Origin of the sequence: Ensifer sp. ENS11 (genome assembly GCF_014851895.1) — a bacterium.
Classification (GTDB): Bacteria; Pseudomonadota; Alphaproteobacteria; order Rhizobiales; family Rhizobiaceae; genus Ensifer; species Ensifer canadensis.
In genome coordinates, this window is sequence record NZ_JACVAN010000002.1 from 172,616 (window position 1) to 198,098 (window position 25,483).

The window sequence follows — 25,483 nt, forward strand, 5'->3', positions numbered from 1 at the left end:
ACATGGAATATCCTTTGCCAAATCGCCCCGCCGCCGCGCCGCTGCGCCTGCTCGAAGTCCTCGAGCCGAGCGGTGGCGGATCGGGCCGGCATTTCATCGATCTCTGCCGCGGCATGCATCTCCGCGGGCATCACGTCGAGGCGGTCTACTCACCGGTGCGAGCCGAGGAAAGTTTCGTGCGCGAGCTGAAGGCTATTGGCCTTCCCGCTGTTCACGCCGTCGACATGAAGCGTGCCCCAGGGCCCACCGACATCCCAGCCTTCCTGACGCTGCGTCGTATTATGCGCGATCATGGCCCTTTCGATATCGTTCACGGCCACAGCTCCAAGGCCGGAGCGTTGACGCGCCTGCGCTTGCCCGGTCGCCATTTGCCGCGCATCTACACGCCGCACGCTTTCCGTACGCTGGATCCGACACTGGGACGCGGCGGCAGGCTGATCTATGGCGCGATCGAATGGGGTCTCGCCTGGTTCTATACCGACCATCTCATCTGTGTGTCCGACGACGAGCGCTCCCACGCCGTTTCGCTATACATGCCGGAGGAGCGGATGTCGGTGATCGTCAATGGCGTTGCTCCGCCCTCACGGGATATGGCAACGACCATAAGGGCTAGTTTCGGCATTGCGCCGAACGCATTTGTCTTCGGGTTCATCGGCCGGCTGACCGCGCAGAAGGCACCCGAACGGCTCGTTGCCGCCTTTAAGAACATCGCCGCGACGGTGAAAGACAGTCATCTCGTCATGGTTGGCGCCGGCGAGCTCGAAGGCACGGTTCGCACCGCCATTTCCGAGAGCGGCCTACAGAACCGGATGCATCTGACATCCGCATTCACAGGTCCGCAAGCGGCCCCTGCCTTCGATGTGCTGGTCATGCCGAGCCGCTACGAGGCGATGTCCTACGTCATGCTGGAGGGGGCGGCGGCCGGAAAGCCGATCATTGCCAGCGATATCGGCGGCGCACGAACCGTGATCGAGGATGGTCACAACGGCTTCATCGTGCAGAATACCGACGATATCTCGGAACTTGCCAAGACTATGGCTGCGTCCGCTACGCCAGCCACCTTCAGGAAGCTCGCGGCGGCAGCCGACAGCCTCAAGGAGCGCTTCACGCTCGACGCGATGCTCGACCAAACCGAGATGCTCTATTGGAAGCTGGCGGAACGACGACGTATCAGGGTAACCGCCTGATTACATAACACGGTTTTGGGACGACGACCTGCATGACGACATGTAGGCATACCGCAAACATTGCGAAACCGTAGCTTTTCATCTAAGTCGAAATAATATCTGGAAGCTATACTGGGGCGGGAATGGCCGAAATCAACTATCCCTTCAGGGCTCAAGCCGACGCGACTTCGATCGCTGACAGGGGGGTACTGGAGCGTCTCTCCACTTGGTATGAAACGCTGAAGGTCGAACGGCGCGAACGGCGCAAAGCGACATCCGTTAGCCTGCGTTGCGTCAGTCATCACGGCCAAACGTCACTATATCCCGACGAACTTCCGCTTGTTTTCCTGACGCACAACGACGCAAAGCTGGTTCCCGCATTCCTTTCGCACTATCGGCAGCTAGGTGTAACGCGCTTCATTTGCGTGGACGACGTCTCCACGGACGGAACAAGAGAATTCCTCCTCAAACAGGACGATGTGGACCTGTGGGTTTCGCCTGTCCGCTACAAGGACGCACGCCGCGGCCGAGCATGGCGCGAGACACTTTTGGGCCTCTATGGCGGCCCAAGGTGGTACGTCAATGTCGATTCCGATGAATTCCTCGTCTATGACGGGTTCGAAACCAGGACACTCTGGTCTGTTATACACTGTCTTGAAAAGGCAGGCGCGCTGAGACTGCCGGCGCCCATGCTCGATATGTATCCCATCGACCTATCTAAAGCGGACGCCAATCTGCTGAGCTCGCGCGCGCCTTGGGAAATCGCGGACCACCTCGATAGCTCCGGGTACACGCTGTCTACAACCAAACGGGCGATTTCAATCAAGGGCGGAGCGCGCAAACGAGAATTCGACGCAGACCTCGAACTCATCAAGTACCCCCTGATATACTGGGACGATGACTGTCGCTTCGGCCCCAGCATACATCAACCGCTTCCATATCGGAGAAACTTCGCGAGCATGATGGGCGCCCTGCTCCACTTCAAGTTTTTCTCAGACTACGAGAAGGAAATAACGGAGGCTGCACGCGACGGGCAATATTTCGACAATGCGGCTGCGTATTCGAAGATGACGGATGTCATCGCGAAAAAAGGGACGCTGCAGCTACAGTCCGACGACTCATTGAAGTTTACCGGCTCGCAGCAGTTGCTCGACCTTGGCTTCATTACGCCAATTGCTCCAACTGAGCCCAGACGGTAACACGTGTAGCCATGCCTGAAAAATCCAAGATCGTCGTCGTCTTTCCGGTCCACAACGGCGCAAAAACGCTTGAGCGAAGTCTGCAGAGCATTGCGGACCAATCCCTGTCCGATTTCAGGGCACTTATCCTGGAAAATGGCTCGACCGACGACACCTTAGAGATCGCCAGAGCATTTTGCGCAAGGGATCCGCGATTTTCCGTTATTCAGAACGCCAATTTTCTGAGCGCGCTCGAGCAATTTGCCAAGGCGTTCAGAATAGGCGCATGCGAAGGCGAATACTTCTGCCTTCGCGCGTGCGACGACACGTCAACACCCGACTTCCTGCAGGAACTCGTCGCATCGCTGGATGCGGATCCAAGTAAAATGCTGGCCGTGGGCAACGTCGAGCGCGTCGACGGCACAAAAGTAAAACACGCCAAGCCGAACCAGGACATTTTCCGTTTCAAGGAACGCTACGTACGCGGCCGAGCCCCGCGGAATCTCATGTATCCGTCCGAGTGGATCTACGGCGTCTTCCGGTCTGCTGCAGCCGACGAGATCGTTCTCAAGCGGTGGCACGAAGGCGCGGTCTGGGCGCTCAGCTCCTATGTCGTCACGGAGTTCGTCGTTCGCGACCTCGTCGCCTACACCGACGGCCCTGTCTACGAATTCACCGAGGGATCCGGTTCGGACAAAAAATACATGGTGACATCCATCACAGCAAAAATTCGAGCTCGCTGGCAATACACGATCGGCTGCTACAAGCTCAAAGACAAGCTTCCTCCCGCATCCCTCTACAGCCGATTGATGCTATTCCGCATGTGCTGGAACGATGCCAGGCGTAAGACCAGGTATCGGATTTTCGGCCTCTGACGCTCAGACGGGTGAGTTGGCGGCGCCGTATAGCCGCCTAGTTGGCGACAACGGAAAATCAACAAACGAAGGAATTTATCAATCACCCCTTGGGGGCTTGGTGATTGAAATGGTCGGAGCGGCGGGATTCGAACCCACGACCCCTTGACCCCCAGTCAAGTGCGCTACCGGGCTGCGCTACGCTCCGGACCGAGGAAATCCCTATATTCTCAACGCTTAGAGCGCAAGCGGGAATTTCGGGCCCGGCAGGAAAAAGGAACAAACGGCGTGGATAAGTGGAAAATGGGACGAGAAGTCCCACAGGTCAAAACTTTGCGATTGTCGGTCTAGAATACACTCCATGTGAACGCGGCGGTCACTGCCGGCAACGGTTGTCGCCACACCGCCGCTTCGCCCCTCCCTTCACAGGGCTGGCAACCCAGCTAGGCCCGTCTTTCTGCAGCGCAAACGAGCGATTGGTCTCCCGCAGAATTAAGCCGTTGACTTCTGACCAGCATCAGAACATTTGTAGAACAAATTGGAGGCTTTGCCATGTCAGAGAAATTTATCATCATGCCCTTTAAACGCGTTCGCGGTGGGCTCGCGCCCGGCGAGATGCGTGCCGCCACGACCGCGGCTGGGGCAGAGAAGGTTGCGGCGGCTATGGCGCCGAGGCATGTCGGCGTCGCCGCCTATGCTGTCCAGGTGGACGAAGAAAGCGGCGACATGAGTAGCCCTCGCCTATTGGTCCAGTTCGGCGAGATTGCGGATCTGAACGCTGCCTGACATGCAGGACCGCTTTCCGCCTATCCGCGATCTTCCAGAACCATCAGGACCTCGCGCAAAATAGCTCAGGCCCTGGGGTCCCTTTGCGATCAGCTCTCGCTCTCAGGCGAACGCCGACGGGTGTACGTCGAATGAGTCACGGCTAAAGGCCCGCCGCAGCCCCCTTGAATCACCGTCAATTTAAGGAGTTGTGCAGTCCATCAAAGGACACCCAAAGAACACCCTTAGCGCGCACCTGCATCGGTGAAGTGATTCGACTATGCGACAGGATCGAGGCGTGCTTCATCAGCTCGGGACCGGCGTAGTTGCCGCAATCCTCCGGCGTGACCTGCACAGCCCCTCTACTTTCGCGGCCTGCGCCTCTGCCTCGCCGACGCGCAACCTTCGCTGCCGAATCAGCAGGCGCCAGTTACCGCGCCTGATCAAGCAAACGCTTGCATTCCAGGAGATCGTAAAGCGCCTCTTGAAGCAGCGCCCGATCTTCCTTGCCGACGGAGGAGGACTTGCCGAGAGAGATTTCCGGAACGTCGTCATTGCCGCCGCCGAAGGAGAAAAAGCGGCGGCTGGCTGGCGCCTTGGCGCGACCGACGATCTGATCCTCGTCGGACAAGCCGGCCTTCGGCGGTAGCGGCTCCTCGTTGCTCGAGGCGGCCAGGGCCTCAACCGTCGCCAGATCGCCGCTGGCGATCGCCGCCACGAATTTGTTGCCGTTGGCCTTCAGCAGCTTCTGCACGCCTTTGATCGTGTAGCCATGATCATAGAGCAGGTGACGGATGCCCTTCAGCAGGTCGACATCTTCAGGGCGATAATAACGCCGGCCGCCACCACGCTTCATCGGCTTGATCTGCTGGAAGCGTGTTTCCCAGAAGCGCAGGACGTGCTGCGGCAGATCGAGATCGTCGGCGACCTCGCTGATGGTGCGAAAAGCGTCGGGGCTTTTTTCCATTTCGTTCCCATTCCATGTCATGCGACTCAGGGCAAGCCTAAGCGCAATGAACCGATGTCGTGCGATGATCGCACGAATCGGCTCCATTTCAACGGCTTATGGATGGGTTTTCAACCACATTGTGGTTGCCGACCTCCGCTTACGATACGGGAGAGGCCGGCTTCAGCTTGGCCTTGCGGCTCAGATGCGATTTCAACACCCGCTGCTTCAGGACGTTAGACGCCTTGAAGGTCATCACCCGCCGCGGCGAAATCGGCACTTCCTCACCGGTCTTCGGGTTGCGGCCGATGCGCTCGTTCTTATCGCGAACTTGAAAGGTCGCGAAGGAGGATAGTTTCACACTCTCGCCACGCACGATTGCGTTGCATATTTCGTCAATGACGGTTTCCACCAACTCGGCAGACTCTGTACGAGACAGACCCACCTTGCGAAAAACCGACTCAGCCAAGTCTGCTCGTGTTACTGTTTTTCCGCTCATCTTCCCCCACCGATGTCTGGCACGCCGATCAGCGACCGAAGACTATTGCCCTTGCCTTTTGCGGTCAAGCGCCTGCGTTGCCTCAGCATTTTTTACCAGCGTATCAGAACGGAGCCCCATGTGAAGCCACCCCCCATGGCTTCAAGCAGAACGAGATCGCCCTTCTTGATCCGGCCGTCCGCCGCCGCGGTGTTCAGAGCCAGCGGAATGGACGCGGCAGAGGTGTTGCCATGGAGATCGACTGTTACCACAACCTTATCGAGCGGGATGCCGAGCTTCTTGGCCGAACCATCGATGATACGGCGGTTGGCCTGGTGCGGCACGAGCCAATCGATGTCTTCCGCCGTCGTTCCCGTGGCCTCGAAGGCGGCCTCGATCACGTCGGTGATCATGCCGACGGCATGCTTGAAGACTTCGCGGCCTTCCATCTTGAGATGGCCGACGGTACCCGTTGTCGATGGTCCGCCATCGACATAAAGCTTTTCGCGATGCGCACCATCGGAGCGCAACTTGGCAGTGAGCACGCCGCGATCGGCAATCGTGCCCTCGCCTTTCTGGGCTTCCAGGATGATCGCGCCAGCGCCATCGCCGAAGAGCACGCAGGTCGTGCGATCGGACCAATCGAGAATGCGTGAGAACGTCTCGGCACCGATCACCAGAACACGCCTTGCCAGCCCACCACGGATATAGGCGTCCGCCGTCGTTACCGCGTAGATGAAGCCCGAACAGACCGCCTGCAGATCGAAGGCCGCGCCATGGTGCATGCCGAGCCGGTTCTGAATGTTGACCGCAGTTGCCGGAAAGGTGTTGTCTGGCGTTGACGTCGCCAGAATGATCAGGTCGAGATCAGCCGCCGTCAGCCCGGCATTGTCCAGTGCTGCGCGTGCAGCGGCCTCGCCAAGCGACGCCGTGGTTTCGCCTTCGCCGGCGATGTAGCGCTGGCGGATGCCGGTGCGCTGCACGATCCACTCGTCTGACGTATCGACCTTGGATTCCAGCTCCTGATTGGTGACAATGCGCTTCGGCAACGCTGCACCGAAGCCGCGAACGACGGAACGGATCATTTATTCAAACCTCATCATTCATGCCGGCGGGAAGCGCGCTCGGCGGCTCGGCGCCATGGTACTTCGCCAGATCGATCTCGATCTTCGCCTTCAGGCCATTTTTCACCATGTCATAGCCGACGTCGATAGCGGCCGCAAAGCCCTCGCCATCGGCGCCACCATGGCTCTTGATCACGACACCATTGAGGCCGAGAAAGACGCCGCCATTAACCTTGCGCGGGTCCATTTTTTCGCGCAGGCGGTCGAAGGCACCTTTGGCCAGGATGTAGCCGATCTTGGCCATCAGCGTGCGCGACATGGCCGCGCGGAGATATTCGGCGATCTGTCGCGCCGTTCCTTCGGCGGCCTTGAGCGCGATATTGCCGGAGAAGCCCTCGGTGACAACTACGTCGACGGTGCCGCGTCCGATATCGTCGCCTTCGACGAAACCGTAATAATCGAAGCCTTCGATATTGGCGTCACGGATGAGGCGCCCGGCTTCCTTGACTTCTTCCTGGCCCTTGATTTCTTCGACGCCGACATTGAGCAGGCCGACGGTCGGGCGTTCTATCTCGAACAACGCTCGTGCCATGGCGCCGCCCATCAGCGCGAAATCCATGAGCTGCTGCGCATCGGCACCGATGGTGGCGCCGACGTCGAGCACGATGCTCTCGCCCTTGAGCGTCGGCCAGATCGCGGCGATCGCCGGGCGCTGGATGCCCCGCATCGTGCGCAGGCAGAAGACCGACATGGCCATCAGCGCGCCGGTATTGCCGGCCGAGACGACGACGTCGGCCTCACCGGCGTTGATCGCATCGATCGCCCGCCACATGCTCGACTTGCCGCGGCCGCGCCTCAGCGCCTGGCTCGGCTTCTCATCCATGGCGACTGCGATCTCGCAATCGTGGAAGGTGCTATTGGCCTTGAGCTTGGGGTGTTTGGCCAAGATATCAGCGCATTGCGCTTCTATGCCGAACAGGACAAACCTTATGTCCGGATGACGTTCAAGCGCCCGTGCGGCGCCCGGGATGACGACTTCAGGACCATAGTCGCCGCCCATCACGTCAAGAGAAATTCTGACCACGCGTGTCTTATCCTTTTTTCCTGCCACACAACACGTGCTGCCGTGGCGCACGCTTTCGAACGCAACGACGATACATATTGCTTCTGACGCTTGAGCCAGGCACGCGGCAGGTCGCTGCGGCGGCTCATTTGGCCGGAGTCGGGCCAAAATACTGCTTTTCGCCCGCGTGACAACCGAATTGTAGGGGAGGCTTTGGCGGCCTCAGTCCTTTTTCCAGTCCTTCAGCGCTGCAAACGGGTTCGGCTTCTCGTCGTCGGCCGCCGTGCTTTCGATGCGCGCACCGAAAGTCACGCCCGGTTTGCGCGGATAAGGTTCGATCGCCAGCGCCACATGCTCGCTGACGACGACGCCGGCATCGATCGTGTCGCCGGTAAAGGTATCGGGGATATCGGGGCCGTCGGGGCTGAGGATCATCTCACCGCCATCATTGCTGGCCTGGCGGGCGAGCCTCGATCCTTCCGGTACGAGGATAGAATCGATGGATTCCTTGATATCGGCCTCGACTGGCTCGAGGGTCACGACGCAGGACTGCACGATCCGAGCGGTAACGTCACCCTTGATCTTGACACCGTCCTTCTTCCAGCGCGCGATCTGCAGATCCGCTGAAAGCGACAGGACTTCGCGCACATCCCAGAGTTCGGCAAGCGCTTGCCGTTCGCTCTCGTTTGCCGAGAGCCGCACGGTCACGGCATTGGCCGAGATATGCCCGACCTTCACCGGGTAGGAGAATGCCGGTCGGCTATCGTCTTTCATGATCAGATCCTTCCTCGCGCGGGCGCCGTTGCCGGCACGCTCTTCGCGGATAGTGCCGCACGCCAGGTTCAAGGGCGCACGGGCATCGATGGCGTCTCTTACTCTCCGGCGGTGGGGATGCGCAACTGGCCGGTTTCGACGCGCTCTTCCGGTTCAGTCGCGAGCCGCTCCTCGACAGAGAGGAGATAGGCAGCCAGGCCATCCATCCCCGGCTCACCCTGATCGCCCTTCGGATAGAAGTTACGCTTCAGCGCCGCAGCAAGCGAGGACGCATCTCGACCTTCGAGTGCCGCCGCATAGGATTCGAGCCGGCCATAGAACATTCCGGCCAGCTTCTTCATCTTCTTCGGCACGCCGGCATCACCGACGCCAAGCTCGCGGATCGAATGGTCGACATCCTCGAAGAAGGCGTCGACGATCTCCTGAGCGATCTCCTGGCCGGCGCGCGCCGACCCGCGCGTGCGCCGGAAATAAAGGATCAGCACGGCCGACAGCATCTCGAAACGCCCCATCACCGTGTCGGGCACGTCGAGGTCCGTATAGAGGTGCGGCTGACGTGCCGCCGCGGTCAACAATGCATATTGCCGTTCGACAATCGCAATATTGCCGCTTTTTCTTTTGAACAGTCCAAAAATCATCACAAAGCCCAGCTTTGGCTTTCTCGAAATGCGCGCAAGCGCCCATGACGTTGTTGCATGATAGCCGAAGCTGGTTTACCGAAGCATGCACGAATTGCAATGGCGGATATGCCATCGTTACTCCAAAGGGAGCTGTCGTTGACGAAGCGGTTTTTCAGAACAAATTTGAAGGTCCTAGGCCGAGTTGCGGCCGTAGCGACTGTTAGCACCATTGCTCTCTCCGCCTGCCAGTCCGCTAATGTCGGTGAAGTTCTCCACCAGGGTTATGTGGTTGACCAGGAAACGCTAAATCTCGTTCCGGTCGGTTCCAGCCGTGAACAGGTCATGCTTTCGCTCGGCACACCGTCGACGACCGCGACCTTCGACAACGAGGTATTCTACTACATCTCGCAGACCCGCAAACGGCCTGTCGCGTTCATGAAGCCGCAGCTCGTCGACCAGTCGATTCTTGCCGTCTATTTCGACAAGGAAGGCACGGTCAGCCAGCTCGCGCACTACACGCTCAAGGACGGCAAGGTCTTCGACATGCTGACGCGTACGACGCCGACCGGCGGCAAGGAAACGAGCTTCCTCGGCCAGTTGCTGACCGGCCCCGGCGCCGGACAGGCTGCAGCGCGAAGCCTGTTCAAGGACTTCGGCAACTAAGTTCACCCGATCGCAAAGAAAAGGCCCGCGGAACGATGTTCCGCGGGCCTTTTGCGTTTTGGGGATAGGATCAGGCAAGGACTGCCAGAAGCAGCAACGCCACGATGTTGGTGATCTTGATTGCCGGGTTCACCGCGGGGCCTGCCGTATCCTTGTAGGGATCGCCGACAGTATCACCGGTCACCGACGCCTTGTGCGCTTCGGAGCCCTTGAGGTGCCGAGTGCCGTTCTTGTCGACGAAACCGTCCTCAAAGCTCTTCTTGGCGTTGTCCCAGGCGCCGCCGCCCGAGGTCATCGAGATCGCCACGAACAGGCCATTGACGATCACGCCAAGCAACGACGCGCCAAGTGCCGCGAAAGCGGATGCCTTCGAGCCGGACAGCAACAGCACGCCGAAATAGACGACGAGCGGCGCCAGAACCGGCAGCAGCGACGGAACGATCATTTCGCGGATCGCCGCCTTGGTGAGCAGGTCGACCGCGCGACCATAGTCCGGCTTTTCCGTGCCGGCCATGATACCCGGCTTTTCGCGGAACTGGCGGCGCACTTCCTCGACGATCGAACCTGCCGCACGCCCGACGGCCGTCATCGCGATGCCGCCGAAGAGATAGGGAATGAGGCCGCCGAAGATCAGTCCGGCAACGACATAGGGGTTCGAGAGATCGAAGGAGATCTGACCGACATCAGCGAAGTACGGATATTTGTCGCCATTGGCGGCAAAGTAGCTGAGGTCGTTGGCGTAGGCCGCAAACAGAACCAGCGCGCCGAGCCCGGCCGAGCCAATGGCATAGCCCTTGGTTACGGCCTTCGTCGTATTGCCGACGGCATCGAGCGCGTCGGTAGACTTGCGCACTTCCGGTGGCAGATGCGACATCTCCGCGATGCCGCCCGCATTGTCCGTCACCGGACCGAAGGCGTCGAGTGCAACGATCATACCGGCAATGCCAAGCATCGCGGTTACGGCAATCCCGGTGCCGAACAGGCCGGCCAGTTGGTAGGTCGAAATGATGCCCCCGACAATGACAATCGCCGGCAATGCCGTCGATTCCAGCGAGACTGCAAGGCCCTGGATGACGTTCGTGCCGTGACCGGTGACCGACGCCTGCGCGATGGAGTTCACCGGGCGCTTGTTGGTGCCAGTGTAGTATTCGGTGATGACCACGATTAATGCGGTGACCACGAGGCCGAGGATACCGCACAGGAACAGGTTCCAGCCGGTAATATCCTGGCCCGCGACGGTGCCGATCGAACCCCAGCCGATCGTCAGCGATGTGGCCGCACCCAGGCCGACGATCGACAGCGCACCCGTCACGATCAGGCCGCGGTAGAGAGCGCCCATGATCGAGTTGTTGCTGCCGAGCTTGACGAAGAAGGTGCCGATGATCGAGGTGATGATGCAGGTCGCGCAAATCGCCAGGGGGTAAGCCATCACGGTCGAGAGCACTGGCGTGCCGGCAAAGAAGATTGAAGCCAGCACCATGGTTGCGACCACCGAGACAGCGTAGGTTTCGAACAGGTCGGCCGCCATGCCCGCGCAGTCGCCGACATTATCGCCGACGTTGTCGGCAATCGTCGCAGGGTTGCGCGGATCATCTTCCGGGATTCCGGCTTCCACCTTACCGACGAGGTCGCCGCCGACATCAGCACCCTTGGTAAAGATGCCGCCGCCGAGACGGGCAAAGATCGAGATCAGCGATGCGCCGAAGCCGAGCGCCACCAGCGCGTCGATCACTTCACGCGAACCGGGCTCGTGACCCAGACCTGCTGTCAGGATGAGGTAATAGACCGATACGCCGAGCAGGGCGAGGCCTGCGACGAGAAGGCCGGTGATCGCGCCGGATTTGAAGGCAATATCGAGGCCGGATGCGAGGCTGACCGAAGCCGCCTGCGCGGTGCGCACGTTTGCGCGAACGGAAATGTGCATGCCGATGAAACCGGCAGCGCCCGAAAGCACTGCCCCAACGAGAAAGCCGAACGCGGCTGCGGAAGAAAGTAGAACCCAGGCGCCGATGAAAACGACGACGCCGACGATGGCAATGGTTCTGTACTGACGTGTGAGATAGGCCTGCGCCCCCTCACGAATGTAGCCTGCGATTTCTTGCATGCGGGCGTTCCCCTGGTCGGCGGCAAGCACCGACCGTGTTGCCCAGATGGCATAAGCCACCGCGAGCAACCCGCATGCGATAACGCCCAACAAAATGGTCATTTCGCATTACCCTCCGTTTCAACCCGCGGACTCACTCCCGGCCGCAGGCCCCTCAAATCCGCGAATCACGCACCACCTCCTCAAGCAGCACCCCTCACGGCGCGGCCAGAGTGCGGTTGCAACGAAAGATCGTCAAGCCCCGGAAAACTAACTACCGGCGGACCTTTGCGAACGGAAGATTTTGGAGAAAAGCGGTGGCTCAGGCCGCAACGCTGGGACGAGTACGCATCAGCAAGAAGAGCAGAAGAAGGCAGACTGATGTCACCGGCCAGACGACGGCGTTCAGCATATCCCAGCCATAGACCGAGAGAACCTTGCCAGAGGCAAAGGACGAGAGCGCGACGGTGGTAAAGAGGATGATGTCGTGGAAGGCCTGCACCTTGTCGGCCTCTTGTGGGCGATAACTGCCGGCAACAATGGCGGTCGAGCCGATGAAACCGAAATTCCAGCCCAGACCGAGAAGCACCAGAGCGCCCCAGAAGTTCCAGAGTTCCAGACCCATGTGGGCGACGGCCGCGCAGGCCATGAGCAGCAGCAGCCCGCAGGCGACGATGCGCTCGGCGCCGAAGCGTGTGATCAGCCACCCCGTAAAGAAGCTGGGCGCAAACATTGCGAGCACGTGCCACTGGATGCCGAGCGTGGCAAGCTCGGTGGAAAAGCCGCAGCCGACGACCATGGCGACCGGTGCACCGGTCATCATGAATGTCATCAGCGCGTAGCTGGATATGCCGCAGACCATGCCGGTGATGAAGCGTTGGTTGCGAACGATCTCACTGAGCGAGCGGGCGGCCTGGCCATGATGCTCGCTAGCCACGGTCCCCTGCTCCGGCAGACGCAATGGCGCGAAGAAGAATGCGGCCAGCAGGCAGACCGGCAGCAAGGCGATGAAGGCCCCGACAAAGGCAACGGGCGCGAAGAGATCACCGGCGAAAATGACGATCTGTGGGCCGAGAATCGCGGAAACGATGCCGCCGCCCAGGATCCACGATATCGCCTTCGGTTTGTAGAAGGACGGCGCAGCATCGGCGGCCGCGAAGCGCAGCTTTTGTGTAAACCCGTTGGAGGAGCCGAGAATGGCAAGACCGAAGGCAAAGAGCCAGAAGCTCTCGCGGAACAGCGCAACCGCGGCGATTGCGGCGCCTACCGACGCAATCCCGGTGCCGACCATGAAGGCGAAGCGTCGGCCGATGAGGCGCGAGAGCGTTGCCACGAGAATGACACCGAGCGCCATGCCGACGTTGTAGGCAGTCAGAGGTGCTGTCGCCAGCGACTTGTCGTCTGCCAGCAATTGATAGCCGGCAACGCCGCCGACGGCAAAACAGATCGGGCCGACGACGCCAAGGATCGCCTGCGCCGCCGTTAGAAGGAAAACGTTGCGGCGCGCTTCGCGAAGGGCAGAGCCCATATCATCGACGGCAGCCGCAACCATGGCCGCGCTACTTCTTGGGTTCGCCGCGAACCTGCCGGGCAATTCGGTCAAGAACGGCGTTCACCAGCTTCGGCTCGTCGTCTCCGAAGAAAGCCTTGGCAATTTCGACATATTCGGTGACGATCACCGCAACAGGCACGTCCTTGCGCTCCAGCATCTCGAATGTCCCGGCGCGCAAGATGGCACGAACGGTGGAATCGAGCCGCGACAGCGCCCAGTCGTCCTGCAATGCCGAGCCGATCAGCGGGTCGAGCTTGCGCTGATCGCGCACGACGCCTGCAACGATCGAGCGGAACCAGGACGCATCAGCCTTCAGATAGGTATCGCCGTCCAGTTCCTGGCCGAGGCGGTGCATTTCGTATTCAGCGACGACTTCGAGCACGCCGGTGCCGCCGATATCCATCTGGTAGAGCGCCTGCACGGCCGCGAGACGCGCCGCGCCGCGTTGGTTAGCCTGTTTCAAAGGCTGATCCGAGGGGGTGTTCGTCACTGTTCCGTGCCCAATTTGTTCTTCAGTTCAATCATCGTCAACGCAGCGCGCGCTGCAAAGCCGCCCTTGTCGCCTTCCGACCGGCGCGCCCGCGCCCAGGCCTGATCATCATTTTCGACCGTCAGGATGCCGTTGCCGATGGCAAGGCTTTCGCTGACGGCGAGGTCCATGATCGCACGCGAGGATTCGTTCGCGACGATATCGAAATGATAGGTCTCGCCGCGAATGACCATGCCGAGCGCGACGAAGCCGTCGTAGCCCGTGCCGCCGTCGTCCGCGCCATCGAGCGCCATGGCGATTGCCGGCGGGATTTCGAGTGCGCCGGGAACTGTCACGATATCATAGGTCGCGCCGGCTGCATCCAGCGCATGTTTGGCGCCATCGAGCAACGCGTCGGCCATATCGTCATAGAAGCGTGCTTCCACAATCAGGATGTGGGCAGCCTTGGTCTTCGCCATGGGTCACCTGTCTTGAGATTTCTGCGCCGGTGCGACCGGCTGAGGCGGCGGTCAAACCATGACCGGCGTCGAATGGCAAGCAAATTCCGCTCTCGGCGCCCTTTTGCCGCGTCGCACGCCGGTAGCGCCCTGCCCGCTCCAGATGGGGCGGTACGCTTGTGTCACGCTTGAGGGGGTAGCCAGGCGTTGCCGACAATGACAATAATCAAACCTTACACAACGCCTGGCCGGAGAGAAAGCCGGCCCGGACAATGGAAGTCGAGCGAAGGTTGTCCCTAATGCATGATGTCGATCCGTCGATATCTATTCGTCTGCCCAGTATGCCTCAGGCCGTCGTCTTCGACATGGACGGCCTGCTCTTCGATACCGAGGCACTCTATCGCGACGCGATGCTTACGACTGCGCAGGCGCTCGGGCAGATCATGCCGCTGTCGCTTTATCTCGCGACCATAGGGCTTTCCGGCGAAGCGACGCGACAATCACTCAGCAGACATTTCGGAGCAGACTTCGATCTCGACGGGTTTTGGCGGCAGGCGTCCGCCACCTTCCATACCCTGACAACGACCGAACTGCGGTTGAAGCCGGGTGTGGTCGAACTCATCGACCTATTGGAAGACCTCGGCATTCCCTTTGCGATCGCCACATCGTCAGAGCATCACGATGTCGAGCGAAACCTCGGCCTTCATGGATTGTTCGACCGCTTCCCTGTCGTCGTCGCTCACGGCGACTACCAACTGGGCAAGCCGCATCCCGAACCTTTCCTGACGGCTGCTCGGCGGCTCGATGTCCCGCCCGAGCTTTGCCTTGCGCTTGAGGACAGCCATAACGGCGTGCGCTCGGCATCATCGGCCGGCATGATGACGATCATGGTGCCGGATCTGCTGGCGGCAACGGAAGAGATCCGCAGCCTTTGCGTCAATGTCGCCGCCCACCTCGGCCAGGTTCACCACGCGCTCCTCAACCATTCGCGAGGCGCCCATGCCCCTGCCTGAAGACAGAATTGCCACGCGCCTTTCTTCACGTTTCGAATGCAAATTTTCCCGTAAGAACGAATGGCCGCCGCCGGACACCTGACCGATTGTCGGCAGACCAAAAATCAAGCGCGACACGGAGGAGCCACTAAGGTCGCCCCGTGCGACGCCGATAGCGCCAGGGAGGAATACATGGCGGACACCAACAAACCCATCATCAACCCGAGGGATCTTGCCCTCGACCATTGGTCGGAAGGCACGTTTTTCGAGTCACGCGACGCGTCTTTCGGCGGCCGGCTGGGGCTGAAAGACCTAGGCATCGGCTATGGCGAAGTGCCACCGGGCAAATCCGGTTGCCCGTTCCACAACCATCATGTGGAAGAGGAACTGTTCGTCATCCTCGAAGGCGAAGGCACCTATCGGTTCGGCGCCGAGCGCTACGCTGTCGGGCCTGGGGACATCCTGGGCGCACCTGCCGGCGGCCCCGAGACGGCACACCACCTGATCAACACCGGAACCGTGCCGCTCAAATATCTCTCCATCTCGACGATGGCCGCAACCGAGATCTGCGAATACCCGGATTCCGGAAAGTTTCACGCCAGGACGCGCACGGCCGGCGGCGAACGCCGGTTCCAGTTCACCGGCAGGCCTGAAAGTGCCGTCGACTACTGGGACGGCGAGCCCGGCATCTGATCCCCTTTCCAAACCAATAGCAGTGGATAAAACATGCACAGTGTTCCTATCATCGAGACCGAACGCCTGGTCCTGCGTCCCTATCGACGTGACGACTTCACGGCCTATGCCGCCCTGTTTGCCGACAGTGAGGTAACGCGTTTCGTCGGCGGCGTTCCCTACACGCGAGAGCAGTCCTGGACGCGGTTCCTGCGCCAGGTCGGCATGTGGCACTATTTCGGCTTCGGCTTCTTCGCCATCCAGGATCGAGCGACCGGCACCTTTCTCGGAGAAGCGGGTTTTCATGACGTTCATCGGCTGATCACGCCATCGCTCGAAGGAACCATGGAAACCGGATGGGCGCTTTCGCCCAAGGCACATGGCCAGGGGCTTGCAACCGAGGCTGTTACCGCCGCGCTCGAATGGGCCGACCGACAGTTTCCGAAGTTGCGGAAGACCTGCATCATCGATGTCGGCAACAATGCTTCGATCCGCGTCGCAGAAAAGCATGGCTTTAAGGAATTCTGGCGCACGTCCTATCACGGAACCCATGTGATCATGTTTGAACGGCAACGACCGCTTGCTGGTGCCACGGCCCATTTGGGGCAAATGCCTGCGAATTTGGCAACGTAAACAATCCTGAATTGCCAAACGCCTAGATCGCAAGTAAGGTTGCTGGGCCTCGGGTGGAGGCGAATTATAACCTTAGGCAACACCACCTGATCAGTCGACGTCCAACAAATTTCGCTGCGGGTAAGTCACCCGTAATACAGCCCGCTGGCGACTGCCATGCGCATCCCCAGCAGGCCCGCCAGAAACCCGCACTGGGTAATATGTTCGGGTATCAGGTTACCGGTTACTGCGCCGCAAACAACCAGGGAGCATGACCATGAATCGCATTGCCAAGCTATCAATCATTGCTGCTTTCTCTTCCCTCGCCTTCGCAGCTATCCCCCACGCTCAAGACGCCAAAATGGAATGGCCGGCTGAAATCGAGAAGACGGTGCAAGAGTTCAAGGGAGACAACTTCACCATCGTCGATGTCGGTACGCTGAGCGAACAAGATCAGACACGCATGTGGATCGAGCATGCGACGCCAGAACAGCGCGCCGCCTTGCAAGCGGCGGTCAACAGCAACGCTGGATTAGCCGCCGCGCTGAAGGCCAAGAACGTCGAAATGGGCAATATAGCGGGCGCTGTGCAGAGTGCCAACGGAAGCCTCACCCTATACGTGCGTTGAACCGCGCGCGGTCAACCTAAAAAGGTGCACCATCTCCACATTCGAGGTGGTGCACCTTGTCGGGTCTCGGCGGCTGCGATCGCCTATTCAGCCTTCGGCGCGGGAAACTCCGCAAGGCGGGCGGCGTAGCGCGCCATCGTATCGACTTCGAAATTGACGAAATCGCCAGCCTGGCGTTCGCCCCAGGTCGTCACCTCAAGCGAATGCCGGATCAGCAGCACGTCGAACTCGGCGCCATCGACCTTGTTGACTGTAAGCGACGTGCCGTCCAGTGCGACGGACCCCTTGGGCGCAACGAACTTGGCCAGATGCGCTGGTGCACGCAACCGGAACCGGACAGCATCACCTTCAGATTCGATCGAGAGAATCTCGGCCTTGTCGTCGATATGACCGGAAACGAGATGGCCGCCGAGTTCATCGCCGATCTTCAGTGACCGCTCGAGATTGATGCGTGTGCCCTTCTTCCAGCCGGCTATGGTCGTCAGCCGCAACGCCTCCTCCCATGCCTCGACCTCGAACCAGCGCTCGTTGCTGCCACCATCAGGCAAAGCCGTGACCGTCAGGCAAACGCCGGAATGGGCGATGGACGCCCCCATGTCGATGGTCTTCGGATCGTAATTGGTGGCGACGCGCAGCTTCACGCCTTCCTTCAGCGGCGTAACGGCGTCAACGGTACCGATATCAGTGACAATGCCTGTGAACATCAGTTCTCTCTTTCGTATTCTTCGAAAAGGTCGTCGCCGTATCGTGCGGAATTGACGAGCGTGAAGCCGGCAGGAACGGACTTCCGATCAAATGGGGACGCGATACCGTTTTCGCCAATCTGTTGCGGACCGGTATAGATCTGGATGCGATCGACGAGGCCACTCTCCAGGAAAGCACGAGCGGCAACGGCACCACCCTCGACGAGCAGCGAGGAAATGCCGCGAGAACCGAGCGCTGTCAGCAGATCGGCGACCGATCCGGTTTCCAGCACCTCGACACCGGCGGCCTCCAACGCCGCGCGGCGGCCAGCCCGGTCGCCAGCCGGCTCCAGTTCCGGTTGCCCCGACGGCTCGCCGGAGACGACAATCAGCGGGACATCGCGTGCTGAGCGCACGAGCTTCGATCCGGGAGAAAGGTCCAAGCGTCGATCGAGAACGATGCGGACGGGCGAGCGGTCTTCAAGTCCGGGAAGACGCACGGTCAATTCCGGATCGTCGGCGGTCGCCGTACCGATGCCCACCAGGATCGCGTCGCTTTGCGCCCTGAGGATCTGAACCTGCGCCCTGGAAATCGGACCGGTAATACGGACCTGTCCAGCCCCTTTGCGGCCGATCATGCCGTCGGCAGAAATGGCAAGCTTGAGAGTCACATGCGGACGTTTGCTGACCTGCCGCATGAGATAGGCTTCGAGCGCGCGATGCCCCTCCTCCGGCAGTAGGCCGATATCGACCGTGATTCCAGCATCGCGCAAACGCACGACGCCGCGGCCGGCAACGCGTTCATCGGGGTCGAGGATCGAGATGACGACACGGGCAACGCCGGCGGCGACAAGCGCATCGGCGCAGGGCGGCGTCTTGCCGTGATGCGAGCACGGTTCGAGGGTGACATAGGCGGTCGCGCGCCGCGCCCGTTCTCTGGCTTCGGCAAGCGCCTGGGCTTCCGCATGCGGACGACCGCTGCTGGCGGTTACCGCCCGTCCGACGACAATGCCATCCTTCACGATCAGGCAGGCGACCGATGGGTTTGTGGATGTCTGTCCGAGATGATGGCGTGCCAGCCGCAGCGCCGCCGCCATAAACCTCTCGTCCTCACGGGTGGGATTGGCCATGGCGATCCGGGCGCTTTCCTATTCGCCGGGGTCGCGCGCAATCTTGGCGCTGATCTCGGCGATGACCTTCTCGAAATCTTCGGCGTGGGAGAAATCCCGATAGACCGATGCGTAGCGGACGAAAGCGACATCGTCGAGGCTCTTCAGCGCTTCCAGCACCTGCAGGCCGATCTCTTCCGAAGGGATCTCGGTCTCGCCGGAGCTTTCGAGCCGTCGCACGATGCCGGAAACTGCCCGCTCGATGCGGTCGCGATCTACAGGGCGCTTTCTCAGTGCGATCTCGAAAGACCGCAGTAGTTTGTCCCGGTCGAAAGGCACCTTCCGACCGGTCTTCTTGATGATCATCAGCTCACGCAGCTGCACCCGTTCGAAGGTCGTGAAGCGACCACCGCAATCCGGGCAGATACGGCGACGACGAATGGCGTTGCCGTCCTCTGCCGGACGGCTGTCCTTCACCTGGCTGTCTTCGGAACCGCAATAGGGGCAGCGCATGATGAGCCGATCACATGTAGCCGTACATCGGGAAGCGTTCGGTGAGCTTCATCACCTTCTCGCGCACACCCGCTTCGACGGCAGCATTGCCTTCGTCGGAGTTGGCGACCTTGAGGCCGTCGAGCACTTCGACGATCAGTTCACCGATTTCCTTGAATTCGGCTTCCTTGAAGCCACGCGTCGTGCCGGCCGGAGTGCCGAGACGGACACCCGACGTGACGAACGGCTTTTCGGGATCGAACGGGATGCCGTTCTTGTTGCAGGTGACATAGGCGCGGCCAAGGGCTGCCTCGGCGCGCTTGCCGGTCGCGTTCTTCTTGCGCAGGTCAACCAACATCAGGTGGTTGTCGGTGCCGCCGGAAACGATGTCGAGGCCGTTCGCCTTGAGCGTCTCTGCAAGCGTGCGGGCGTTGTTGACGACCTGGGCCGCATAGTCCTTGAAGGACGGCTGCAGCGCTTCGCCGAAGGCAACGGCCTTGGCGGCGATGACGTGCATCAGCGGGCCACCCTGGAGACCCGGGAAGACCGCCGAGTTGATCTTCTTGGCGATATCCTCGTCATTGGTCAGGATCATGCCACCGCGCGGGCCGCGCAGCGACTTGTGTGTGGTCGTCGTTGCAACGTGGCAATGCGGAACCGGCGACGGATGCTGGTCACCGGCAACGAGGCCGGCAATGTGCGCCATGTCGACCATCAGATAGGCGCCGATTTCGTCGGCGATCTCGCGGAAACGCTTCCAGTCCCAGATGCGGGAATAGGCGGTGCCGCCGGCGATGATCAGCTTCGGCTTATGCTGGCGCGCTTTCTCGGCGACGGCGTCCATGTCAAGCAGGTGATCGCTCTCGCGAACGCCGTAGGAAACCACGTTGAACCACTTGCCGGACATGTTGACCGGCGAGCCGTGCGTCAGGTGACCGCCCGAATTGAGGTCGAGACCCATGAAGGTGTCGCCTGGCTGCAGGAGTGCCAGGAACACGGCCTGATTCATCTGCGAGCCGGAGTTCGGCTGCACGTTGACGAACTTGGCACCGAAGAGCTTCTTGGCACGCTCGATCGCCAATTCCTCGGCGATATCAACGAACTGGCAGCCGCCGTAATAGCGCTTGCCCGGATAGCCCTCGGCATATTTGTTGGTCATGATCGAGCCCTGGGCCTCGAGCACGGCGCGCGAAACGATGTTCTCGGAGGCGATCAGTTCGATCTCGTGGCGCTGGCGACCCAGCTCCTTTTCGATCGCACCGAAGATTTCCGGATCGCTGTCGGCGAGAGAGCGGGTGAAGAAGGCATCATTGTTCTGTGCAAGCATCGGGCGAGGCTCCTCTCAAAGGTGGCAGTTCTTTAGCTTCCTCGCACGGCGAGAGCAATATCCGCTGTGCGGTTTGCGTCATTTCCCCCATCTGCCGCGCCTAAACATCGCAGCCATGGACCAACGAAAAAGCCGCACTGCCAAGGCAAGCGCGGCTTTTTCAAATTATTGTCCCGACTTTGCTTATTGCGGCAGAGCGTCCTGCTCGACCGAGCCGGAGGACTGCTCGACGCCATAGGGCGTCTGCAGTGCAAGTTCTGTCGCGCCATCGCGCTGATAGATGTCGTCGCGGAACTGGACGACGCCATCTGTCGCCGACCAGGCGGTGATGTAGGTGAAAAAGACCGGAACTTCTTCGGCCAACGTGATCGGAGTGTTGACGCCGGTCTTGATCGTGGCTTCCATCTGCTGGCGCGACCAGCCGGGTGTTTCCTTCAACAGCCAGCTCGAAAGGTCGCGAACGTTCTGGACGCGAACGCAGCCGGACGATTCGAAACGCATCAGCTTGTTGAACAGGCCCTGCTGCGGCGTATCGTGCATGTAGACCTGATGCTCGTTGTGGAAGTTGATCTTCGTCGACGACATCGCGTTGATCTTGCCCGGATCCTGACGGAACATCAGGTTCGGCGCCTTCTCGGCATTCCAGTCGACCGTTTCTGGCGACACTTCGCCACCGCTGCCATCGAACAGGCGGATGGCATTGCGCTTCAGGTAGGTCGGATCCTTGCGCATCAGCGGCATGATATCCTTCTGGATGATCGAGCGCGGCGCGGTCCAATAGGGGTTGAGAATGACCTCGTAGATCTTGGAATTGAGGATCGGCGACTGGCGGTCGATCTTGCCGACGATGGCGGTGTGGCGCAGCGCGACGCGGCCGTTCTCCACAGCTTCGATGTAGGCAGCCGGGATGTTGACCATCACGTAGCGGCGGCCGAGGTCACCGGACATCGACTGCAGGCGCACGAGATTGGTCTGCAACTGGCCGAGACGGGTGGTCGCCGGAACGTTGATGGCCTTCAGCGTGTATTCGCCAATGACGCCGTCCGCCGGGAGGCCGTGGCGGGCCTGGAAGCGCTTTACGGCGCCGTCGACGTAGGAATCGAACTGCGACGAAATGCCGGCCGAACGCGGCAGGTCGCCGGAAACCATCAGGCGCTGGCGCAGTTGCTGCACCGAAGGATCGGTAACGCCGATCTCGAGCTTGAGGCTGGTTGCCACCATCGGCCAACCGCCTGACGAAACGATGTTCTGATAGTCGAAGATCGCCTGCTGGACATGGCTGATCGTCTCCGGGCCGAAGACCGGCGTATTGGACACGACCGTGGTCGCCGTGCGCGATGCCTTGGCGTCGTACTGGTCGTCCCAGGAGCCGCGGCGTGGCGAATTGATGATCTCGTTCAGGGCGTCCTGTGCGCCCGCGGCTCCCGCGCAAGCGACGGCACCGAAGGTTGCGGCCGAGCGCAGAAATGCACGGCGCGAGAATGCATCAATTCCATTCTTTTTCGACATATTCCTACCATCCCAATGCGTTGGCACGCGCCCTATGCGCAGGCACGCATGTTGCCGGAGCCCTAACACGATCGTGGTTAACAAAGGTCAACCAACGAGCCACCCTGCCCTCGCATTTCACGATACCGCGAGCGAGGTCCCTCATCCGGCAGGCGTACGCGAAACGAAACCACATCGATGAAAACACGTGGGCGCACCTACCGCATGCTCTCGTCGCTGTCACACCAATATGGCCAATTCGTGTCTCGGGCGGCGGCCGAAGGCATGTGGCACGCCTCTTGCTTGGGCCCACTGCGGCCTTTCGGCAACATCGCCGGGACCGAAAAACGGCAAAGGCCGGACACGCAAGGATTGCGTCCGGCCATTGAACTGGAGGTAAGCGACGCCGATTACAGGCGGTACATGATCGAGTCGTTCCAGAAGCGATCGAGGCGCTGCAGCAGCTTGTTCATCTGGGTGAACTCATCTGAACCGATGCCGCCAACCTTCTGGATCGAGCCGATGTGACGCTCGTAGAGCTTGGCGACGGTTTCGGCGATTTCCTGACCGTCTTCCGTCAGGCTGATGCGGACCGAACGACGGTCGACCCGTGAGCGCTGGTGGTTGATGAGACCGAGGTCGACGAGCTTCTTGACGTTGTAGGAGACGTTCGAGCCGAGGTAGTAGCCGCGGGAGCGAAGCTCGCCGGCGGTCAGCTCGGAGTTGCCGATGTTGAACAGCAACAGAGCCTGGACGGCGTTGACATCGTCGCGACCCTGACGGTCGAACTCGTCCTTGATAACGTCGAGCAGACGGCGGTGCAGACGCTCGACGAGGTGGAGGGATTCCATGTAGAGACCGCGGATGGTTTCTTCCTGAGGGTCTCGGGGCGCAGCGACCTGCGGCTTCATCTTCGTGTTCATTTGACTGCCTCACTGTTTTGTTTGGCGGTGTCTGTTTGTCTTCCCGCCTTGAGTGAGACCCTATCGAATACGTCTAAAATTCTACTTAAACCGCAGCCTTAACATGAGCTTACCATTCGGCGAGTCTGTCTCAGGGTGAATCAACTCTTACCTGTCTCGCCTGCCGGTAGCGTTGATAGAACAGCGCGGCCCTGAAAAGGATGAAGGTAACGGCGACGGCCCCGTGCAGCGCAATCAGCAACGGACGGGCGCCGAAACTGACGGGATAGAACTCGTACATCGCGATTTCGATCGCTGCCGCTACCACCCAGACCACCGGTCCCCAGGAGACCAGCAGCCACAGCCCGAGGGCAGCCACGGGGTAGACCACGGCAAGCGCGGTAGCCGCTGCCCGCCACTCCGGCGTCAATAGATCGAAACGGCCGGCACCGCCATGGGAGAAGCCGATCAGCATGGCCCAATAGTTCAGCGCGAACCAGAAGCACGAGGCCGACACCAGCCGCAGGAACAGACCGAAAAGGATCTCGGTCAGCGATGGTTTCGGCACATGGGCAGAATCATGAAGCATGGGCGGCAAGATAGGGCGGGTCGACGCCATCCGCCAGCACGAAGGAAGCCCCTCCCCCCCTTTGTCGATTGGCGACGGGGAAGAAATGCCGCAGGCCGGTCGTGCGCGGCGCGGTTTCCAAGCGTGGCCCCCACATGATAAAGCGCATGCCACCTCACAGTTTCCAAGGAAAGGCGCGGCGCGATGAACGACAGGACGAATCTTGTGGACAGGATTACCGGACACCGCCGCATGCGCCGCAACCGCAAGGCCGATTGGACGCGCCGGCTGGTGCAGGAAAACCGCCTGACGGTCGACGACCTGATCTGGCCGATCTTCATCGTGCCGGGCAGCAACATCGTGCAGCCGATCGATGCCATGCCTGGCGTCAACCGCATGAGCATCGACACGGCGGTGGAAGCGGTGAAAGAAGCCGCCGATCTCGGCATCCCGGCAATCGCCACCTTTCCCAATATAGATCTGTCGCTGCGCGACGAGACCGGCTCCAACAGCCTTGCCGCCGACAATCTCATCAACCAGGCGACGCGCGCCTTCAAGAAGGCCGTGCCCGAGATCGGCGTCATAACCGACGTGGCGCTCGACCCGTTCACCAGCCACGGCCACGACGGCATCCTGCGCGATGGCGAAATCGTCAACGACGAGACGGTGGAGACGATCGCCAGGGCCGCTGTCGGCCAGGCCGACGCCGGCGCCGATATCATCGCGCCTTCCGACATGATGGACGGTCGCATCGGTGCGATCCGCCAGGCGCTCGACGCGGCGGGCCACCAGAATGTCGGCATCATGGCCTATGCGACGAAATTCGCTTCCGGCTTCTACGGTCCCTATCGCGAGGCGATCGGCACCGGCGGTCTGCTCAAGGGCGACAAGAAGACCTATTATATCGACCCGGCCAACGGCACCGAGGCGATCCGCGACGCCGCACTCGACGTCGAGGAAGGCGCCGACATGCTGATGGTCAAGCCCGGCCTGCCCTACCTCGACATCTGCTGGCGCATGAAGGAGGCCTTCGGCCTTCCGGTTTTCGCCTACCAGGTGTCGGGCGAATACTCTCAAGTCAAGGCGGCGGCCGCCAATGGCTGGATCGACGGCGAGAAGGTGATGCTCGAAACGCTGCTCGCCTTCAAGCGCGCCGGCTGCGACGGCATCCTCAGCTACTTCGCCATCGAGGTCGCAAGGATCCTGGCCAAGGGGCGGTAACGCCCTCACCTTTGCAAACTGCAGGCGGCGCGTGGCGGGCAATCCTTGTTTTGCACGCAATGCCAACCCATATCGAGCTTACAACTATGCGGGGCCTATAGAGATGACGATGCACAACGAAGAACTGCGGCTGCCGAGCAATGACTGGCGCGCCTATCAGGGTGTGCTGTCGCGGCGGGTGTTCGCCTTCATTCTCGACTATGTCATCATCGCGCTCTTGTGGATCCCGGCCGCCGTCGTTGTGTTCTTCCTCGGCATCCTGACGCTCGGCCTCGGCTTCCTGCTCTATCCCGTGCTTTTTGCGCTGGTAGCGATGCTCTATTTTGGCGTGACCGTGGGCGGCCGCGAGCAGGCATCGCCCGGCATGCGGATGATGGGACTGGCGATTGCGCGCACTGACGGACGACCAATGGACTTCCTGACGGCGATCGTGCATCTCGTCATCTTCTGGATCGCCAACGCGCTGTTGACGCCGCTGATTCTGCTGATCGGACTGTTTACAGATCGCAGCCGCCTGCTGCACGATCTGCTGATTGGCACCGTAACGGTCCGTCGCGACACCTACTGAACCCTGCCGAAGCAATCGACGACGAACAATCCGCGCGCAAGGGGCGACCGCCCCAAACGTGTGAGTTGACGTTTTCCATTCTTCCGCC

The 25,483-nt window shown here is 60.6% G+C and carries 28 protein-coding genes and 1 tRNA gene; 11 read left to right on the forward strand and 18 right to left on the reverse strand.

All coding sequences use genetic code 11. From position 1 onward, the window contains the following. Positions 1–2: 2 nt before the first annotated feature. The 3 genes from IB264_RS04910 (at position 3) to IB264_RS04920 (ending at position 3,219) form a co-directional block, all read left to right on the forward strand. Entirely contained in the window at positions 3–1,187 is a 1,185-nt protein-coding gene (locus IB264_RS04910; protein WP_025426541.1) for a glycosyltransferase, read from the forward strand. A gap of 263 nt (positions 1,188–1,450) precedes the next feature. Continuing rightward, a complete protein-coding gene (locus tag IB264_RS04915) occupies positions 1,451–2,365 on the forward strand; it encodes a glycosyltransferase family 2 protein (protein ID WP_025426540.1) in 915 nt (304 codons plus the stop codon). A gap of 11 nt (positions 2,366–2,376) precedes the next feature. Further along, the gene (locus IB264_RS04920) at positions 2,377–3,219 is read left to right on the forward strand and encodes a glycosyltransferase family 2 protein (RefSeq protein WP_025426539.1); all 843 of its coding nucleotides are present in this window, start codon (positions 2,377–2,379) and stop codon (positions 3,217–3,219) included. A gap of 110 nt (positions 3,220–3,329) precedes the next feature. On the opposite strand, the gene IB264_RS04925 is transcribed toward IB264_RS04920, so the two are convergent. Further along, positions 3,330–3,406, reverse strand: a tRNA-Pro gene (locus IB264_RS04925). Between the two features lie 344 nt (positions 3,407–3,750). On the opposite strand from IB264_RS04925, the gene IB264_RS04930 reads away from it, so the two are divergent. Beyond that, entirely contained in the window at positions 3,751–3,984 is a 234-nt protein-coding gene (locus IB264_RS04930; RefSeq protein ID WP_025426538.1) for a hypothetical protein, read from the forward strand. Between the two features lie 409 nt (positions 3,985–4,393). On the opposite strand, the gene IB264_RS04935 is transcribed toward IB264_RS04930, so the two are convergent. The 6 genes from IB264_RS04935 to IB264_RS04960 form a co-directional block, all read right to left on the reverse strand. Next, entirely contained in the window at positions 4,394–4,930 is a 537-nt protein-coding gene (locus tag IB264_RS04935) for a MerR family transcriptional regulator (RefSeq protein ID WP_025426537.1), read from the reverse strand. 139 nt (positions 4,931–5,069) lie between these two features. Further along, positions 5,070–5,408 carry an integration host factor subunit alpha gene (locus tag IB264_RS04940; protein ID WP_025426536.1) on the reverse strand — a complete coding sequence of 113 codons (339 nt, stop codon included), beginning with the start codon at positions 5,406–5,408 and terminating at the stop codon, positions 5,070–5,072. A 92-nt stretch (positions 5,409–5,500) separates the two neighbouring features. Beyond that, a complete protein-coding gene (locus IB264_RS04945; RefSeq protein WP_057211437.1) occupies positions 5,501–6,472 on the reverse strand; it encodes a beta-ketoacyl-ACP synthase III in 972 nt (323 codons plus the stop codon). Between the two features lie 4 nt (positions 6,473–6,476). After that, entirely contained in the window at positions 6,477–7,535 is a 1,059-nt protein-coding gene (gene plsX, locus IB264_RS04950) for a phosphate acyltransferase PlsX (protein WP_025426534.1), read from the reverse strand. 201 nt (positions 7,536–7,736) lie between these two features. Beyond that, positions 7,737–8,288 (reverse strand): DUF177 domain-containing protein, encoded by a 552-nt coding sequence (locus IB264_RS04955; protein WP_025426533.1) that lies wholly within the window; start codon positions 8,286–8,288, stop codon positions 7,737–7,739. Between the two features lie 98 nt (positions 8,289–8,386). After that, the gene (locus IB264_RS04960; RefSeq protein ID WP_025426532.1) at positions 8,387–8,926 is read right to left on the reverse strand and encodes a ubiquinol-cytochrome C chaperone family protein; all 540 of its coding nucleotides are present in this window, start codon (positions 8,924–8,926) and stop codon (positions 8,387–8,389) included. Positions 8,927–9,064: 138 nt separating this feature from the next. Between IB264_RS04960 and IB264_RS04965 the strand changes: the two genes are divergently transcribed. Then, complete coding sequence (locus tag IB264_RS04965) at positions 9,065–9,571, forward strand: outer membrane protein assembly factor BamE (protein WP_025426531.1); 507 nt, start codon at positions 9,065–9,067, stop codon at positions 9,569–9,571. A 70-nt stretch (positions 9,572–9,641) separates the two neighbouring features. Here the strand turns inward: IB264_RS04965 and IB264_RS04970 are convergent, their stop codons facing one another. The 4 genes from IB264_RS04970 to ribH all read right to left on the reverse strand — a co-directional run bounded on the left by IB264_RS04970 (position 9,642) and on the right by ribH (position 14,154). Continuing rightward, entirely contained in the window at positions 9,642–11,777 is a 2,136-nt protein-coding gene (locus tag IB264_RS04970; RefSeq protein ID WP_025426530.1) for a sodium-translocating pyrophosphatase, read from the reverse strand. 199 nt (positions 11,778–11,976) lie between these two features. Beyond that, positions 11,977–13,182: an MFS transporter gene (locus tag IB264_RS04975; protein ID WP_038576864.1), complete on the reverse strand. Its 1,206-nt coding sequence runs from the start codon at positions 13,180–13,182 to the stop codon at positions 11,977–11,979. 31 nt (positions 13,183–13,213) lie between these two features. Next, entirely contained in the window at positions 13,214–13,696 is a 483-nt protein-coding gene (nusB, locus tag IB264_RS04980; RefSeq protein ID WP_025426528.1) for a transcription antitermination factor NusB, read from the reverse strand. Continuing rightward, positions 13,693–14,154: a 6,7-dimethyl-8-ribityllumazine synthase gene (gene ribH, locus IB264_RS04985; RefSeq protein WP_025426527.1), complete on the reverse strand. Its 462-nt coding sequence runs from the start codon at positions 14,152–14,154 to the stop codon at positions 13,693–13,695. The genes nusB and ribH overlap by 4 nt, the downstream gene beginning before the upstream one ends. Positions 14,155–14,432: 278 nt before the next feature. Here ribH and IB264_RS04990 point away from each other — a divergent pair, with 278 nt between their 5' ends. The 4 genes from IB264_RS04990 (at position 14,433) to IB264_RS05005 (ending at position 17,037) form a co-directional block, all read left to right on the forward strand. Next, on the forward strand, positions 14,433–15,146 hold the full coding sequence (locus tag IB264_RS04990; protein WP_057211439.1) for an HAD family phosphatase: 714 nt from the start codon (positions 14,433–14,435) through the stop codon (positions 15,144–15,146). Between the two features lie 171 nt (positions 15,147–15,317). Further along, positions 15,318–15,818 carry a cupin domain-containing protein gene (locus tag IB264_RS04995; protein ID WP_025426525.1) on the forward strand — a complete coding sequence of 167 codons (501 nt, stop codon included), beginning with the start codon at positions 15,318–15,320 and terminating at the stop codon, positions 15,816–15,818. Positions 15,819–15,851: 33 nt separating this feature from the next. Further along, positions 15,852–16,430: a GNAT family N-acetyltransferase gene (locus IB264_RS05000; protein WP_025426524.1), complete on the forward strand. Its 579-nt coding sequence runs from the start codon at positions 15,852–15,854 to the stop codon at positions 16,428–16,430. A gap of 256 nt (positions 16,431–16,686) precedes the next feature. Continuing rightward, a complete protein-coding gene (locus IB264_RS05005) occupies positions 16,687–17,037 on the forward strand; it encodes a hypothetical protein (RefSeq protein WP_025426523.1) in 351 nt (116 codons plus the stop codon). An 83-nt stretch (positions 17,038–17,120) separates the two neighbouring features. On the opposite strand, the gene IB264_RS05010 is transcribed toward IB264_RS05005, so the two are convergent. From IB264_RS05010 to IB264_RS05040, 7 genes are all read right to left on the reverse strand, one after another. Further along, positions 17,121–17,741: a riboflavin synthase gene (locus tag IB264_RS05010; RefSeq protein ID WP_025426522.1), complete on the reverse strand. Its 621-nt coding sequence runs from the start codon at positions 17,739–17,741 to the stop codon at positions 17,121–17,123. After that, on the reverse strand, positions 17,741–18,850 hold the full coding sequence (gene ribD / locus IB264_RS05015) for a bifunctional diaminohydroxyphosphoribosylaminopyrimidine deaminase/5-amino-6-(5-phosphoribosylamino)uracil reductase RibD (RefSeq protein WP_025426521.1): 1,110 nt from the start codon (positions 18,848–18,850) through the stop codon (positions 17,741–17,743). The genes IB264_RS05010 and ribD overlap by 1 nt, the downstream gene beginning before the upstream one ends. Positions 18,851–18,868: 18 nt before the next feature. Then, on the reverse strand, positions 18,869–19,342 hold the full coding sequence (gene nrdR, locus IB264_RS05020; protein WP_003529310.1) for a transcriptional regulator NrdR: 474 nt from the start codon (positions 19,340–19,342) through the stop codon (positions 18,869–18,871). Positions 19,343–19,352: 10 nt separating this feature from the next. Continuing rightward, positions 19,353–20,648: a serine hydroxymethyltransferase gene (gene glyA / locus IB264_RS05025; protein ID WP_025426520.1), complete on the reverse strand. Its 1,296-nt coding sequence runs from the start codon at positions 20,646–20,648 to the stop codon at positions 19,353–19,355. Positions 20,649–20,831: 183 nt separating this feature from the next. After that, on the reverse strand, positions 20,832–22,157 hold the full coding sequence (locus IB264_RS05030; RefSeq protein WP_025426519.1) for a murein L,D-transpeptidase: 1,326 nt from the start codon (positions 22,155–22,157) through the stop codon (positions 20,832–20,834). A gap of 389 nt (positions 22,158–22,546) precedes the next feature. After that, the gene (gene ldtR, locus IB264_RS05035) at positions 22,547–23,059 is read right to left on the reverse strand and encodes a transcriptional regulator LdtR (protein ID WP_025426518.1); all 513 of its coding nucleotides are present in this window, start codon (positions 23,057–23,059) and stop codon (positions 22,547–22,549) included. 130 nt (positions 23,060–23,189) lie between these two features. Then, positions 23,190–23,627 carry a DUF6163 family protein gene (locus IB264_RS05040; RefSeq protein ID WP_025426517.1) on the reverse strand — a complete coding sequence of 146 codons (438 nt, stop codon included), beginning with the start codon at positions 23,625–23,627 and terminating at the stop codon, positions 23,190–23,192. 183 nt (positions 23,628–23,810) lie between these two features. Here IB264_RS05040 and hemB point away from each other — a divergent pair, with 183 nt between their 5' ends. Together hemB and IB264_RS05050 are read left to right on the forward strand one after the other, a co-directional pair. After that, the gene (gene hemB, locus IB264_RS05045) at positions 23,811–24,827 is read left to right on the forward strand and encodes a porphobilinogen synthase (protein WP_025426516.1); all 1,017 of its coding nucleotides are present in this window, start codon (positions 23,811–23,813) and stop codon (positions 24,825–24,827) included. A 103-nt stretch (positions 24,828–24,930) separates the two neighbouring features. Further along, positions 24,931–25,395 carry an RDD family protein gene (locus IB264_RS05050; protein ID WP_025426515.1) on the forward strand — a complete coding sequence of 155 codons (465 nt, stop codon included), beginning with the start codon at positions 24,931–24,933 and terminating at the stop codon, positions 25,393–25,395. The last annotated feature ends 88 nt before the right edge of the window (positions 25,396–25,483 follow it).

Excerpts from the sequence above, each read along its gene's own strand:
- IB264_RS04910 (WP_025426541.1), top strand. The coding sequence starts at position 3 with ATGGAATATCCTTTGCCAAATCGCCCCGCCGCCGCGCCGCTGCGCCTG.
- IB264_RS04920 (WP_025426539.1), top strand. The coding sequence starts at position 2,377 with ATGCCTGAAAAATCCAAGATCGTCGTCGTCTTTCCGGTCCACAACGGC.
- IB264_RS04930 (WP_025426538.1), top strand. The coding sequence starts at position 3,751 with ATGTCAGAGAAATTTATCATCATGCCCTTTAAACGCGTTCGCGGTGGG.
- IB264_RS04935 (WP_025426537.1), bottom strand. The coding sequence starts at position 4,930 with ATGGAAAAAAGCCCCGACGCTTTTCGCACCATCAGCGAGGTCGCCGAC.
- IB264_RS04940 (WP_025426536.1), bottom strand. The coding sequence starts at position 5,408 with ATGAGCGGAAAAACAGTAACACGAGCAGACTTGGCTGAGTCGGTTTTT.
- IB264_RS04945 (WP_057211437.1), bottom strand. The coding sequence starts at position 6,472 with ATGATCCGTTCCGTCGTTCGCGGCTTCGGTGCAGCGTTGCCGAAGCGC.
- IB264_RS04955 (WP_025426533.1), bottom strand. The coding sequence starts at position 8,288 with ATGAAAGACGATAGCCGACCGGCATTCTCCTACCCGGTGAAGGTCGGG.
- IB264_RS04960 (WP_025426532.1), bottom strand. The coding sequence starts at position 8,926 with ATGATTTTTGGACTGTTCAAAAGAAAAAGCGGCAATATTGCGATTGTC.
- IB264_RS04970 (WP_025426530.1), bottom strand. The coding sequence starts at position 11,777 with ATGACCATTTTGTTGGGCGTTATCGCATGCGGGTTGCTCGCGGTGGCT.
- IB264_RS04975 (WP_038576864.1), bottom strand. The coding sequence starts at position 13,182 with ATGGGCTCTGCCCTTCGCGAAGCGCGCCGCAACGTTTTCCTTCTAACG.
- ribH (WP_025426527.1), bottom strand. The coding sequence starts at position 14,154 with ATGGCGAAGACCAAGGCTGCCCACATCCTGATTGTGGAAGCACGCTTC.
- IB264_RS04990 (WP_057211439.1), top strand. The coding sequence starts at position 14,433 with ATGCATGATGTCGATCCGTCGATATCTATTCGTCTGCCCAGTATGCCT.
- IB264_RS04995 (WP_025426525.1), top strand. The coding sequence starts at position 15,318 with ATGGCGGACACCAACAAACCCATCATCAACCCGAGGGATCTTGCCCTC.
- IB264_RS05000 (WP_025426524.1), top strand. The coding sequence starts at position 15,852 with ATGCACAGTGTTCCTATCATCGAGACCGAACGCCTGGTCCTGCGTCCC.
- IB264_RS05005 (WP_025426523.1), top strand. The coding sequence starts at position 16,687 with ATGAATCGCATTGCCAAGCTATCAATCATTGCTGCTTTCTCTTCCCTC.
- IB264_RS05010 (WP_025426522.1), bottom strand. The coding sequence starts at position 17,741 with ATGTTCACAGGCATTGTCACTGATATCGGTACCGTTGACGCCGTTACG.
- ribD (WP_025426521.1), bottom strand. The coding sequence starts at position 18,850 with ATGGCCAATCCCACCCGTGAGGACGAGAGGTTTATGGCGGCGGCGCTG.
- nrdR (WP_003529310.1), bottom strand. The coding sequence starts at position 19,342 with ATGCGCTGCCCCTATTGCGGTTCCGAAGACAGCCAGGTGAAGGACAGC.
- glyA (WP_025426520.1), bottom strand. The coding sequence starts at position 20,648 with ATGCTTGCACAGAACAATGATGCCTTCTTCACCCGCTCTCTCGCCGAC.
- IB264_RS05030 (WP_025426519.1), bottom strand. The coding sequence starts at position 22,157 with ATGTCGAAAAAGAATGGAATTGATGCATTCTCGCGCCGTGCATTTCTG.
- ldtR (WP_025426518.1), bottom strand. The coding sequence starts at position 23,059 with ATGAACACGAAGATGAAGCCGCAGGTCGCTGCGCCCCGAGACCCTCAG.
- IB264_RS05040 (WP_025426517.1), bottom strand. The coding sequence starts at position 23,627 with ATGCTTCATGATTCTGCCCATGTGCCGAAACCATCGCTGACCGAGATC.
- hemB (WP_025426516.1), top strand. The coding sequence starts at position 23,811 with ATGAACGACAGGACGAATCTTGTGGACAGGATTACCGGACACCGCCGC.
- IB264_RS05050 (WP_025426515.1), top strand. The coding sequence starts at position 24,931 with ATGACGATGCACAACGAAGAACTGCGGCTGCCGAGCAATGACTGGCGC.